At 68.3% G+C, this 12,953-nt stretch carries 12 protein-coding genes; 3 read left to right on the top strand and 9 right to left on the bottom strand.

What is annotated here, in order from left to right:
• Positions 1–93 precede the first annotated feature (93 nt).
• The 3 genes from M3Q35_RS30260 to M3Q35_RS30250 form a co-directional block, all read right to left on the bottom strand.
• Positions 94–990, bottom strand: a complete 897-nt coding sequence (locus M3Q35_RS30260) for a hypothetical protein (RefSeq protein ID WP_273935967.1) — start codon at positions 988–990, stop codon at positions 94–96.
• A gap of 168 nt (positions 991–1,158) precedes the next feature.
• The gene (locus tag M3Q35_RS30255; protein WP_273935966.1) at positions 1,159–1,467 is read right to left on the bottom strand and encodes a hypothetical protein; all 309 of its coding nucleotides are present in this window, start codon (positions 1,465–1,467) and stop codon (positions 1,159–1,161) included.
• A 72-nt stretch (positions 1,468–1,539) separates the two neighbouring features.
• Complete coding sequence (locus tag M3Q35_RS30250) at positions 1,540–1,812, bottom strand: chorismate mutase (protein ID WP_273935965.1); 273 nt, start codon at positions 1,810–1,812, stop codon at positions 1,540–1,542.
• A 260-nt stretch (positions 1,813–2,072) separates the two neighbouring features.
• Between M3Q35_RS30250 and pcrA the strand changes: the two genes are divergently transcribed.
• From pcrA to M3Q35_RS30235, 3 genes are all read left to right on the top strand, one after another.
• The gene (gene pcrA, locus M3Q35_RS30245; protein WP_273935964.1) at positions 2,073–4,394 is read left to right on the top strand and encodes a DNA helicase PcrA; all 2,322 of its coding nucleotides are present in this window, start codon (positions 2,073–2,075) and stop codon (positions 4,392–4,394) included.
• A 127-nt stretch (positions 4,395–4,521) separates the two neighbouring features.
• Positions 4,522–5,772, top strand: a complete 1,251-nt coding sequence (locus tag M3Q35_RS30240; protein WP_273935963.1) for an AAA family ATPase — start codon at positions 4,522–4,524, stop codon at positions 5,770–5,772.
• Positions 5,772–6,383: an RloB family protein gene (locus M3Q35_RS30235; protein ID WP_337960487.1), complete on the top strand. Its 612-nt coding sequence runs from the start codon at positions 5,772–5,774 to the stop codon at positions 6,381–6,383. The genes M3Q35_RS30240 and M3Q35_RS30235 overlap by 1 nt, the downstream gene beginning before the upstream one ends.
• Positions 6,384–6,473: 90 nt before the next feature.
• Here the strand turns inward: M3Q35_RS30235 and M3Q35_RS30230 are convergent, their stop codons facing one another.
• From M3Q35_RS30230 to M3Q35_RS30205, 6 genes are read right to left on the bottom strand one after another with little or no spacing between them, the layout of a single operon-like run.
• Entirely contained in the window at positions 6,474–9,092 is a 2,619-nt protein-coding gene (locus M3Q35_RS30230; RefSeq protein WP_273935962.1) for a fumarate reductase/succinate dehydrogenase flavoprotein subunit, read from the bottom strand.
• A complete protein-coding gene (locus M3Q35_RS30225) occupies positions 9,089–9,808 on the bottom strand; it encodes an ABC transporter ATP-binding protein (RefSeq protein ID WP_273935961.1) in 720 nt (239 codons plus the stop codon). The genes M3Q35_RS30230 and M3Q35_RS30225 overlap by 4 nt, the downstream gene beginning before the upstream one ends.
• Positions 9,805–10,578: an ABC transporter permease gene (locus M3Q35_RS30220; protein ID WP_273935960.1), complete on the bottom strand. Its 774-nt coding sequence runs from the start codon at positions 10,576–10,578 to the stop codon at positions 9,805–9,807. Before M3Q35_RS30220 ends, M3Q35_RS30225 begins: the two co-directional genes overlap by 4 nt.
• Positions 10,575–11,888, bottom strand: coding sequence for an ABC transporter substrate-binding protein (locus M3Q35_RS30215; protein ID WP_273935959.1), 1,314 nt, complete (start codon positions 11,886–11,888; stop codon positions 10,575–10,577). Before M3Q35_RS30215 ends, M3Q35_RS30220 begins: the two co-directional genes overlap by 4 nt.
• Positions 11,885–12,076: a 4Fe-4S dicluster domain-containing protein gene (locus M3Q35_RS30210; protein ID WP_476408940.1), complete on the bottom strand. Its 192-nt coding sequence runs from the start codon at positions 12,074–12,076 to the stop codon at positions 11,885–11,887. Before M3Q35_RS30210 ends, M3Q35_RS30215 begins: the two co-directional genes overlap by 4 nt.
• 49 nt (positions 12,077–12,125) lie before the next feature.
• Complete coding sequence (locus M3Q35_RS30205) at positions 12,126–12,851, bottom strand: GntR family transcriptional regulator (protein WP_273935957.1); 726 nt, start codon at positions 12,849–12,851, stop codon at positions 12,126–12,128.
• Positions 12,852–12,953: the final 102 nt, after the last annotated feature.

Here is a 12,953-nt window from a genome sequence, read left to right as displayed (position 1 = left end):
CCAGTTCTGGCGCAGAGTTCACCGCTTCGAGAGGACCCTGGCTAGACACATTCACCCGAACGAATGAATCCCGGTGCAGAGGTTTTCAGTGCGTCACCCCGACACCGGGGTGTCCTGACTGATCAGCGGCAGCGAGCCCGGCGTGAAGGCCAGCACGTGCTGCTCGGTCGTGGTGGTGCCGTCCTTGCGGGTCACCAGCACCGTGTTGATGGTGATGCCCTTGCCCGGGTCGATGGTGATGCCCTGCACCTGCACCGAGGCCACGTCCTGGTAGCGCTGCTGGAGCGCCGCCTCGCCGTTGGCCTTGAGCGCCCCGGAGGTCAGCTGGTACGCCTCGCCGACGTTGGACGCCACGGCGGCGAAGAAGTGCTGGGTCTGCTGCGCCACCTTGCCCGGGTCGACCACCGGGTTGCCGGCGCCGGTGACCGTCGTGATGGTCGGCTTCGCGGTGTGCGTCGGCGTGCCGCCGCCGCTCGTGCCGGCCGATGACGAGCCGTCGCCGGTCGACCGCGCCCGGACCGCGTCGGTCTTGGCCACGGCGCTCGGCGCCCCCGGCGGCAGCTGCCTGGCCGCCTCCGTGGTCGTCGGCAGCGGCACCTGCTGCGGGTAGCCCGGAAAGGACTCGATCTGCGTGCGCATCCGTGACGGGCCGACGAACAGCGCGCCGACGATGAGCAGCGCCGCCAGCGCCGCCACCGAGGAGCCGACGGAGAACCACGCCGCCCGGCGCCAGGTGCGCGGCGGCGTCACCGAGGCCGGCACCGTGCCGATGTCGAACTTGCGCAGCCCCACCGGATCGGTGTCGAGCAGCGGGTCGATGTCGACCGGCGGCACGGCCGGCAGCGGCACGGTCGGCTCGTCGGACGGCCGGACCACGATCGGCCGGGCGTGCGCCGCCCGCAGACCCCGCCGGGCCGGCGGCAGCGCACCGGGACCGGACGATGCCCGTCGATGCCTGCCGTGGTCCGCCGGTGCCGCCTCACTGCTCATACTTCCAAGACCCTCCCGGGTGTCCTCGCTGACGCGGAATTCCGAGCTGGACCGCTCCAGTGGGGCATCACCCGTCAGAAGACCTCAGGGTAGGGCGTGAAACCGCGGCCGGGACCGCCGATCCCACTGCCGTGCCGGGTTACACCCGGTCGAGTGAGATGAGAGCGACTACGAGTTGCTGCCGCTGTTCAGCTGCTTGCGCGCGTCCTGCAGCCCGCGCAGCGCCGTGCCGCCCGCGCCCACCGCGACGATGATCGCGATGACCTCGAAGAACAGGCTGCCGCTGGCCAGCAGCAGCGCCAGCAGCGACGCCACCGTGACGATGCCGGCCTGTGGCCAGCGCGACCGCACCCACTGGGCGATCGACTCGCCGCCCGCCCTGCGACTGGCGGCCGACCCGAGCACGAACAGGTATCCGTCGTAACCCACCGCGGCCACGAGGCTGGCCAGCGCGATGATGACGGCGATGAACTCCATGACCCCAGTGTGCTCGGAGAACGCCGCCACGGCATCGGTGACATCCCCGAGACACCCAGGGGTCTTTCCTCATCACCGGCCGAGCGGCCCGCGGCCCATCCGCAGCAGGATCAGCGCCAGGTCCTTGCCCTCGGGGCCGAGGCCCTCGCGGTAGCGGGCCAGGATGTCCAGCTCCCGGTTGTGCACGAGCTTGGTGCCGCCGTTGGCCATCCTGGTCTTGCCGACGATGCCGGACACCTCGGCCCGCCGCCGGACCAGCCGGATGATCTCGGCGTCGAGGTGGTCGATCTCCTCGCGCAGCGCGGGGATGTCCGGGGTGTTCTGGTCGCTGACTGGCGTGCTCACTGCTCTGTCCTCCGTGCTCGGGTCGGAGATTCACTGGCCCCGGCAGCACAGAAGCCCCGGGTCCGAGGACTCCGGGGCTTCAGTGTGGTCGTTGTCGGCGCTACGCGACCACGGGAGCCGGAGTCCGGTTCCCGTAAAAACTCGTAGTGGCGTGCGCACATGCCGGGAGTCTCGCACAGCCGGCGGAGCCTCGTCGAGCCCAGGGCTCCGTCGACCCGTCGTGACGGAACTGTCAGTGCGGCCGGGTAGCGTTGGGGGCGATGAGCGCTCTGTTCGATCTGCCCACGAATCCCCCGGCGCGGGCGGCCGGTCCCGACGCGTTGCTGGACGGCCTCAACCCGCAGCAGCGTGACGCGGTCGTGCACGCCGGCTCCCCGCTGCTCGTGGTCGCGGGCGCCGGCTCCGGCAAGACCAAGGTGCTGACCAGCCGCATCGCCTATCTGTTGGCGGCGCGCGGCGTGCACCCCGGCGAGATCATGGCCATCACCTTCACCAACAAGGCCGCGGCCGAGATGAAGGAGCGGGTCTCCGGCCTGGTCGGCCGCCGGTCCAACGCGATGTGGGTGTCGACCTTCCACTCCATGTGCGTGCGGCTGCTCCGCCGTGAGGCCAAGACGCTGGGCATGTCGTCCAACTTCACCATCTACGACAGCGACGACTCCCGCCGGCTGGTCACCCTGGTCGCGCGCGATCTCGACCTCGACCCGAAGCGCTATCCGGCGCGCACGCTGGCCGTGCACATCTCCAACCTGAAGAACGAGTTGGTGGACGCGGACACGGCCAAGGACCGCGCGGCCAACGACCTGGAGCGCCGGGTCGCCGAGGTCTACGAGTCGTACCAGCAGCGGTTGAAGCTGGCCAACGCCATGGACTTCGACGACCTGATCATGCGCTCGGTCGAGCTGTTGCAGGTGTTCCCGGACGTGGCCGAGCACTACCGGCGGCGGTTCCGGCACGTGCTGGTCGACGAGTACCAGGACACCAACCACGCCCAGTACACGCTGGTGCGCGAGCTGGTCGGCACCGGGCAGGGCGGCGTCGCGCCGGGCGAGCTGTGCGTCGTCGGCGACGCCGACCAGTCGATCTATGCCTTCCGCGGCGCGACCATCCGCAACATCACCGAGTTCGAGCGGGACTACCCGCAGGCCCGCACCATTCTGTTGGAGCAGAACTACCGGTCGACGCAGACCATTCTCAGCGCCGCCAACGCCGTCATCGCGCGCAACCCCAACCGCCGGGACAAGCGACTGTGGACCGACTCCGGCGAGGGCGAGAAGATCATCGGCTACGTCGGCGACAACGAGCACGACGAGGCCGGCTTCGTGGCCGGCGAGATCGACCGGCTGGTCGACGCCGGCACGTACACCAACGGCGACATCGCGGTCTTCTACCGGACCAACAACCAGTCCCGGGTGTTTGAAGAGATCTTCATCCGGCTCGGGCTGCCGTACAAGGTCGTCGGCGGCGTGCGGTTCTACGAGCGGCGCGAGGTCCGGGATGCCTTGGCCTACCTGCGGGTGCTGGCCAATCCCGACGACGCCGTGAGCTTGCGTCGCATTCTCAACGTGCCCAAGCGCGGCATCGGCGACCGGGCCGAGGCGTGCGTGTCGGCCCATGCCGAGCAGCAGCGCATCGGCTTCGCCACCGCGCTGCGCGAGGCCGCCGCCGGCAAGGTCGCGCTGCTCAATCCCCGGTCGCGCAACGCCATCTCCGGTTTCGTGGCCATGCTCGACGAGCTGCACCAGGCCGTCGAGCGGGGCGACGAGGTCGGCGACATCCTGGACCAGGTGCTCGACGTCACCGGCTACCGGGGCGAGCTCGAGGCCAGCGACGACCCGCAGGACGCCTCCCGGCTGGACAACCTGACCGAGCTCATCACCGTGGCGCGGGAGTTCACCCAGTTCAACCTGCCCGAGCCGGACGAAGACGACCCGGTGCCGGTGAACAGCCTCGACGCGTTCCTCGAGCGGGTATCCCTCGTCGCCGACTCGGATTCCGTGCCCGAGTCCGACGACGGTGTGGTGACGCTGATGACCTTGCACACCGCCAAGGGCCTCGAGTTCCCGGTGGTCTTCTCCACCGGTTGGGAGGATGGCGTCTTCCCGCATTCCCGGGCTCTCGGCGATCCGGCCGAGCTGGCCGAGGAACGCCGGCTGGCCTACGTCGGCATCACCCGTGCCCGGGAGCGCCTCTACCTGTCGCGTGCCCTCATCCGCTCGGCGTGGGGTCAGCCCGCCGCCAACCCCGAGTCCCGCTTCCTCGGCGAGATCCCCTCCGATCTCGTCGAGTGGCGTCGCGTCGAGCCCGAGCGGGCCGCGCCGACCGTCACCACCACCTGGGGCCGGCGGTCCTCCTTCGGCGAGACGCCCTCCCGTGGGACTCCCGCCTTCGCCAAGGGCTGGCAGAACACCCCCACCCTCGAGCTCGAGGTCGGCGACCGCGTCAACCACGACAAGTACGGCCTCGGCACCGTCGTCGCCACCGACGGCTCCGGCCCCCGGGCCACCGCCACCATCGACTTCGGCTCCGCCGGCGCCGTCCGCCTCATGCTCATCGGCGGCGTCCCCCTGGTGAAGCTCTAGCGCTGTTCTGAGTAGCTCCAGCCGGGTGCCCGTCGGGCACCCGGCTGCTGTTTCGCGGCGAGTTGCGACGAAAAGTGTGGCAAACTGGGCCTCGGCTGTCGTTCGGGTGCGACGAGGAGGTGTAACCGTGCTGCTCAGGTTCCGGACCGCAAACCACCGGTCACTGCGTGACGAGGTGGAGCTGTCGCTGGTGAGCCAGCCCCGCAAGGGCGAGTCGAAGCCGACGAGCGCGCTGCCGGAGACCGTCCGCGTAGCAGGCATCTACGGTGCCAATGCCTCCGGCAAGTCGAACATCCTGGACGCGATGGGCTTTCTCGCGAAGGCTGTAGCGAACTCATACTCTGGATGGTCACCGACCGGCGGTGTGCCGCGTGTACCCTTTCTGCTCGACCCGGCATCCCGGTTGGCGTCGTCGCTCTATGAGATCGACTTCGTGTTCCAGGGCGTACGTCACACGTATGGATTTGAGGTTGACGACCAGAGGGTCCGCGCGGAGTGGTTGTATTCATACCCGACCGGTTCAAGGAAGCGCACCCTGTTCGAGCGTGACGGTGACACGTTTCGTTTCGGTCGAACCTTGACCGGTTCGAACAGTGTGATCGCGGGTCTCGTTCGCCCTAATTCGCTCTTCCTGTCGGTGGCTGCCGCAAACTCGCATCCCCTGTTGATTGAGCTATTTCGTTGGGTGGAGCGGTTCAAGCCGACAAGCGAATTTGGTAGTGAGACGTTTGATCGGGTGGTTGCTGCGATATCGGCCAACATGGTTGGAAGCAATGCGCAGTTTGATGCCTGGATCAAGGTAGCCGATCTTGGTGTCGATAGGGTCTATTTCGAAGCCGACGGCAAGATTTCTGAAGCTGACTCTCCCGAGGCCATCGTTGATCACTTCAAAAATGGTAAGATCAAGTTCACTCATGTGACCCCAGGGTATGGTCCGGTCGATTTTTCATTCGAGGGCGAGAGTGCTGGAACGCGAATGTGGCTGGCTCTCGCCGGCTATGTGATCCCTCGTATTGCGCTCGGTCTGGTGGTTATGGTCGACGAGGTCGACAGCTCTCTGCACCCGAAGCTCAGTGCCGCGCTGATCCAAATGTTCAAGGATCCGCTGATCAACAAGAATGGGGCGCAACTTCTCTTCACCTCGCACGATGTCTCGCTGCTTGGCAATCTGATCGACGATGAGATCCTCGATCGCGACGAGGTGTGGTTCACGGAGAAGGATCGGGCGGGTGCGACGTCGCTGTTCCCGCTGACGGACTTCCAGCCCCGGAGGGGTGAGAACTTTGAGCGTGCCTACCTGCAGGGGCGGTACGGGGCTGTGCCCTACGTCGATATCGACGAACTGCGTGGGTTGTTCAGTGATCAGGCTGCCGGCTGATGATGGCTCGCCGCGGCGCTGAGTCGCTTGGTCGGCGTGGTCCGCGGCGGGAACGCAAGCCGCGGATCCTGATTTACTGTGAAGGTACGCGTACGGAGCCCGCATACTTCGTTGGCCTGGTCAGGCATATGCGGACTGCCTTGGTGGATGTCGTGCGATGCGATGTCAAGGGTATCGGCTGTGATCCGCTGACGGTGGTGCGACGAGCCGAGCAGAAGTGGGTAGAGGACAAGCGGCGGACCGGCGGTGAAACCTACGACCAGGTGTGGTGCGTGGTGGATCACGATGATCACGCCACCCTGGATGCGGCGATCGCGCGCGCGAGCAAGGCGGGCATTCATCTGGTGGTGTCCACGCCTTGCTTCGACTACTGGGTTCTGTTGCACTATGCCGACCACCGCAAATCGTCCAATGTCAAGGACATCGAGCGAAAACTCGACAAGCACATCCCTGGCTACGACAAGAAGTTGCCGGACAGTTTTCCTTACGACCGGTACCCGGACGCCGTGCGGCGGGCCGAGGGCGCTGCGCCTTCGAGTAACGCGATCGGTCCAAATCCATCTACTGCGGTGCACCTCGTCGTGACAGCGATGGGTGAGACCACCCGCTAGCCGAACACCGTTGCCGGAGTGCCGCGGGTGGGTTTTGTGCCCCACCCGCCCACCCTGTTCGGTCCGAGGGCTTCGTTGAACACCGGCGGACTAACGCAGGGCATGCCGGGCGTAGGCGCGGACGTCGGCGTCGGGGTCGGCGAGGGCCTCGGTGAGAACGGTGACTGCCTCGGCGGAGGCCGGTAGTTGGCCCAAGGCGCGGACGGCGGCGCGGCGGACGTTGGGGTGGGGGTCGGCGACGGCGGTGAGGAGCTGGCCGGTGTCGGAGACGGCGGTGGCGGCTTCGCGGACCTGCCAAGACGGGTCGGCGAGGGCATCGGCGGCGTAGGGCAACAAGGTGTCGGCGCCGGAGGAGAGGGCGGCGGCGCGGACCAAAGGGTCGGGGTCGGTGGCTAGGGGGATCAAGGCGGCGTGGGCTGCGGTGTCGGCGATGGAGCCGAGGCCCTGGGCGACGGCGGTGCGGACTTCACGGGAAGGGTCGGCGGCGGCGGAGGCGAGGGGAGCGGCGGCGTTGAGGGAGACGAGACCGTGCACGGCCTCGATACGGACCTCGGGCTCGGCGTCGGCGAGGCCGTCGGTGAAGGCGGTCAAAGAGCCGACGCGGAGGGACCGCAAGAGATAGAGGGCGGCGGAGCGGACGGCGGGCTCGGCGTTGCTCCCGGCCCGAAGCAGCTTGGTGGTGAAGGGATCGGAAGCTGTGGCGACTTCCACCAATTCCCGCAAGCCAGCGGCTGCGGCCTGACGGACGGCGGGGGCGGGGTCGTTGAAGGCGTCCGCCAGGGCCAAGGCGAAGCCGGCCGGGGTGGTCTCGGTCAACGTCTGGACGGCGGTGAGGCGGACGGCCTCTACGGGACTGGCGAGGTACGGGCGGAGGTCGTCCAAGGAGGGCGAAGCCTCGGCGAGGGCCAACAACGCCACCAAGTCGGGGGAGCCGGTGGAGGTGGGGGAAGCCTTGGGGGCCAAAGACACCGGGGCCACCGAACTGGGGAGGTGGCGGGAGATGACGGCGGAAGGGCCGCCGGTTGGCACGGGGAATTCGGGGACGGGGACCACGTACGGCGCTACAGGGCGGCGGATGAACTCCATGGCGCCGTCGGGGGCCTTGCGCAGGTTGAGGTGGGCGAACCACTCGGAGTCGTTGCGGGCCGGGTGATCCATGCGATCGTGGTAGAGGCCCCAACGGGACTCGGTGCGGACCAAAGAACTGCGGGCGGCCATCTCGGCGCAGTCACGGATGAACGAGACCTCGGCGCAGCGCATGAGCTCGTGCGGAGTGCGAGCGCCCATGGTGGCGATCTCGGTGCGCATGCGGGAGAAGTGCTCAAGGGCGATCTCGAGGCGGTTGGAGCTCTTTGGTGGGGCGACGTAATCGTTGACCAGGCGACGCAGCTTGTACTCGACCTGAGGCTGTGGCGGACCGTCCGGATTGGACAGTGGACGGTAGATGAGCTCGTGGGCGTCGGAGATCTGGTCCTCGGGCAGCGAGACCAGGGGAACGTCCAGGGAAGCGGCGTGGGTGCCGGCGAGGTCGCCGAAGACGAAGGCGCCGATCATGTAGTTGTGCGGCACGCACGCCAGGTCGCCAGCCGCGTAGAGACCGGGAACGGTGGTCTGGGCGTTCTCGTCGACCCACACGCCGGAAGCGGAATGCCCGCCGCACAAGCCGATCTCGGAGATGTGCATCTCGACGTCATGGGTCCGGTAGTCGTGCCCACGACCGGCGTGGAAGGTGCCGCGGGTGGGCCGCTCGGTGGTGTGCAGAATGCCCTCGAGGGCCCGCACGGATTCCTCGGGCAGGTGGGACAGCTTCAGATAAATGGGCCCGCGAGGAGAATGGATCTCCCTCGCCACCTCGGCCATCATCTGGCCGGACCAGTAGTCGCAGTCGACGAACCGGTCACCGGCAGCGTTGGACTGGTAGCCACCGAAGGGATTGGCCACGTACGCGCAGGCGGGTCCGTTGTAGTCCTTGATCAACGGGTTGATCTGGAAGCACTCGATGCCGGAGAGCTCGGCACCGGCGTGATAAGCCATCGAGTAGCCGTCGCCGGCGTTGGTCGGATTCTCATACGTGCCATAGAGATAGCCACTGGCCGGCAGACCCAGCCGTCCACAAGGGCCGGTGGCCAGCACGACCGCGCGAGCCGACACGGTGACGAAGTCACCGGAACGGGTGTCGAAGCCGACGGCCCCGACGGCCCGGCCGTCGTCGGTCAGCACGCGGACGGGCATGACCCGGTTGGTGATGGTGACCAGGGACCGCATGCGCTTCTCGCGCAGCACCCGGTACAGCACCTTCTTGACGTCTTTTCCTTCCGGCATCGGCAACACGTAGCTGCCGGACCGGTGCACGCGGCGCACGGCGTACTCGCCGTAGGAGTCCTTCTCGAACTTGACGCCGTAGCCCTCCAGCCGCCGAACCATGTCGTAGCCGCGGGTGGCGGTCTGCATGATGGTGCGCTGGTTGACGATCCCGTCGTTGGCCCGGGTGATCTCGGCAACGTAGTCCTCGGGCGTGGCCTTGCCCGGGATCACGGCGTTGTTGACGCCGTCCATGCCCATGGCCAGCGCCCCGGAATGCCGCACATGGGCCTTCTCCAGCAGCAGCACGGACGCCCCGCGCTCGGCGGCGGAGATCGCGGCCATGGTGCCGGCGGTGCCGCCGCCGATCACCAGCACGTCACAGCTCAGCTCACGGCGTTCGGTCACGAAGTGCTCCCCAGTGCGGCCAGGATCTCGGCGCGAGCGGCGGAGTTGTCGCCGTCGCCGCGCGGGAATGGAACGTCCACAATGGACTTGATCGAGGTCGGGCGGCCGCCGAGCACGGCGACCCGGTCGCCGAGGAACACGGCCTCATCGACGTCGTGGGTGACGAAGACGATGGTGGTCGGCTGCTGGGACCAGACGTCGACCAGCAGCAGCTGCATGGCCCGCCGGGTCTGGGCGTCCAAGGCCCCGAACGGCTCGTCGGCCAGGATGACCCGTGGGCCGGAGGCCAGCGTCCGGGCCAGCTGCACCCGTTGCCGCATACCGCCGGACAGCTCCCGGGGCAGATGGTCGGCGTAGCCGTCAAGACCGACGCGCTCGATCCAGGACAATGCCTGGGAACGCCGGGAATTCCTTGCCACGCCCCGAATGGCCAGCGGCAGCTCGACGTTGCGCCGCACGCTGCGCCACGGCAGCAGCCCGTCCTCCTGGAACACCAGGGCCCGCTCGGCCGAGGTCCGCACGATGGGCCGGCCGTCCAGGGTGATCGTGCCGCCGGACGGCCGGTGCAGGCCGGCCAGCGTCCGCAGCACGGTCGACTTGCCGCAGCCGGAGCCGCCGACCAGCACCAGGATCTCACCGGCCTCGATCTTGAGGTCGATGCCTTGCAGCACCGCGGTTTCCCGGTAGCCGACGGCCAGGTCCTCGATCAGCATCATCGCGCGATCTCCACTTCGCGAGGCAGCCAGCGGGTGACCCGCCGGCCGACCAGTTCCACCGCGGCGGCGCTGCCGAAGCCGAGCAGCCCGATGCTGAGCATGCCGACGATCACGCCGGGGTAGTCGACCACCGTGTACGCCTGCCAGGTCCGGTAGCCGACGCCGTACTGGCCGGAGATCATCTCGGCCGAGATCACGCAGATCCAGGCCACGCCCATGCCGACCGACAAGCCGGAGAAGACACCGGGCAGCGCGCCCGGCAGCACCACGCTCCACAGCACCCGCCGCCGGTTGCCGCCCATGGTCAGCACGGCTTCCTCCCACACCACCGGCAGCGCGGCGACGGCGTGCCGGGTGGACACCATGATTGGGAAGAACGCGGCCAGGAAGGTGATGAACACGATGCCCTGCTCGTTGCTGGGGAACAGCAGGATGGCGATCGGCACCATCGCGATGGCCGGGATCGGCCGCAGCACCTCCAGCGGCGGCGACACGATGTCGCCGGTCAGCGCCGACCGCCCGACGGCGACGCCGATGGCCACGCCGGCCAGCGCCGCCAGCGCGAAGCCCATCAGGATGCGGGCCAGGCTGTCGCCCAGATCCCGGTAGTACAACGGGGTTTGCAGCTGGTAGCCGAGATCGCGAGCCACGTCCACGACCGTCGGCAGCCGGTCGAAGTGCAGCCAGAAGTCCACGTGCAGACTCGTCAGCAGTTGCCATAACAGCAGGGCGGCGACCAGGGAACCGCCGCGCAGCAGGTGTTTTCTCATGCCAGCCTCACTGCGGTGGGATAGTCGACGATTCGGGAACCTGGATGGGCCGAGACGTACGATCGCGCCTCGGTCTCGACGTCGAACGGGTGCAATCCGTTGTCGTACACCCAGAAGGACTTGTCGGCGAACCAACGGGTGCCGGTAAGGGCGTCGTCCACGTACGCGGCACGGACCTTGCGCCCGCTGTCACGGATCAAGCGCAGCAAGGAATCCGGCGACGAAGCCGTGACGGTGGCGGAGCCACCGACGAACCACACCTCGCCCGCGTTGGACGGTCGATGCGGAGCGGGAACGGAAAGCTTGGCCAAGGCGGAGCGGTCCACGAAGGAGGAAAGATCCAGCCCCTTGATGCCGCCGATCGAGCGCAGGAACGGGATGTCCTTTTGCAGGGCCGAGATCAGGTCCGGGCGCAGCGTCGGGTCGAAGGTCACGAGACCGTTGGGCCCGTTGTAGAGGTACACCACCTCCGGCGCCAACCCGGTGGCGGCAGCGACCTTCAACGCCGCCTCCATGGGATGAGCGTTGAGATACGCCGTGGCATCCAGCTGCGCCTGGAGAAACGCCTGCACCACATCGGGTTGCGCCGACGCGTACTTCTGCCGGACCACAACCCCGTGCCAGGTAGGGAGATTCAGCGCCGCACCGTCGTACAGCAACCGAGCCTGGCCGGCGAAGACCAGTTGCCCGGGCCAGGCCACGAACTGCCCCAAGGCATCCACCGCCCCGGCCCGCAGCGCCGACGCCCCGACGGCCGGATCCTGGTTGATCATCTGCACGTCGCTGTCGGGATCGACGCCCACACCGGTCAGCGCCCGAACCGTCGTCCCGTTGCCGGCCGACCCGATGCTGGACGAGATCCGCTTGCCCCGCAGATCGCCCAGCGAATGCGCCGACGACCCGACCGGCACCACGACCATGTTCAGCGCCCCGTGCAGGTTGTAGCCGGTCGCGGAGATCAACGCGGTCCGGCCGTCGCCGAACTCCTGGGTGCGGGAGGCGTTGATCAGCATCGGGAAGTCGCCCATCGAGCCGATGTCGATCTTCCCGGCGACCATCTGCGCGGTGATCGGCGCGCCGGTGGAGTAGTCCTGCCACTCCACCCGATACGTCTTGCCGGTCCGCCGGCCCAAGGCCGACAGCCGCTGTTCCAGATATCCCTGGGCCCGCAACAGCGTCCCGGCGGTGACGGTGTTGATCGTCTTGGACTGGTAGCCGACGACCAGCGTCACGACGGTGGACGTCGCCCCCGACGCCACCGAGCAGCCGGTCAGAAGAGCCAGCAGCAGCGCCGGCCAGGCCCGTCTCATCGGATCAGGAAGGGCATGTTGACGGTGACCGCGCCGGTCGGGCAGCGCGCGGCGCAGGGCCCGCAGTACCAGCACTCGTCCACGTGCATGTAGGCCACGTCGGTCTCCGGGTTGATCGCGAGGGAGTCCAGCGGGCAGACGTCCACGCAGAGTCGGCAACCCTTGACGCACAGTGACTCATCGATCACGACCGGGACATCAGCCCGGTTGGGCACCAAAGCCATCGGAACAGCCCCTCTATCGGTCCAGAACGGCGCGCATGGTGAGCCGGTCCCCGCGGAACCGGATGAACTCCAGGTCGACCGGCCGGCCGTCGGCCAGGTGGGTCAGGCGCTCCACGAGCAGCAGCGCCCCGCCGCGCGGCAGGTCGAGCACCGCGGCCACGTGCGGGTCGGCGTTGACCGCCTCCATGCCGACCTCGGCCCGCCCGAGCGGCTGCCCGCAGATCCGCTCCAGCAGCTTGAAGACGTCGTTGTTGACGAGGTCGTCGGCCAGCAGCGGCTCGCCGACGTCGGCCGGCAGGTAGGTCAGGTCCAGCGACAGCGGCAGGCCGTTCAGCCGGCGCAGCCGCTCGATGCAGACGATCGGGTCGCCGGGCCGGACGAGAAGGCGCTCGGCCAGCACCCCGGTCGCCGCGACCATGCCGGACGTCCGCACCTCGTTGCTGACCACGCCGTGCTCGTGCAGCGTCTCGGCCAGCCCCATCAGCCGGTTCAGCCCGTGCGGGTACTTCCGGGCCACGACCACCGTGCCGATGCCCGGCGACCGCTCGATGAGCCCGTCGGCCCGCAGCAGCTCCAGCGCCTCCCGCACGGCGTTGCGGGTGGCGCCGAACTCACGGCCGAGAAGTCGCTCGTCCGGCAGCACGCCATCCGTGAAGTCGCCGTCGAGCACCTGCCGGCGCAGCGCGTCGGCGATCTGCCTCGCCCGGTCCGCCCGGGGCCGTCGCGGTTGCGGGTCCATGACGCCGAACGGTCCGGAGCAGCCATTTCGGCCCGATTTCGCCCAGGTTTCCCCGGTGTTACGCCACCTGGTCAGGGCCCCTGACCGGCGGCTCGCCCGGTT

The sequence above is a fragment of the Kutzneria chonburiensis genome (assembly GCF_028622115.1).
Classification (GTDB): domain Bacteria; phylum Actinomycetota; class Actinomycetes; order Mycobacteriales; family Pseudonocardiaceae; genus Kutzneria; species Kutzneria chonburiensis.
This window is presented reverse-complemented; position numbering and strand designations above follow the sequence as displayed.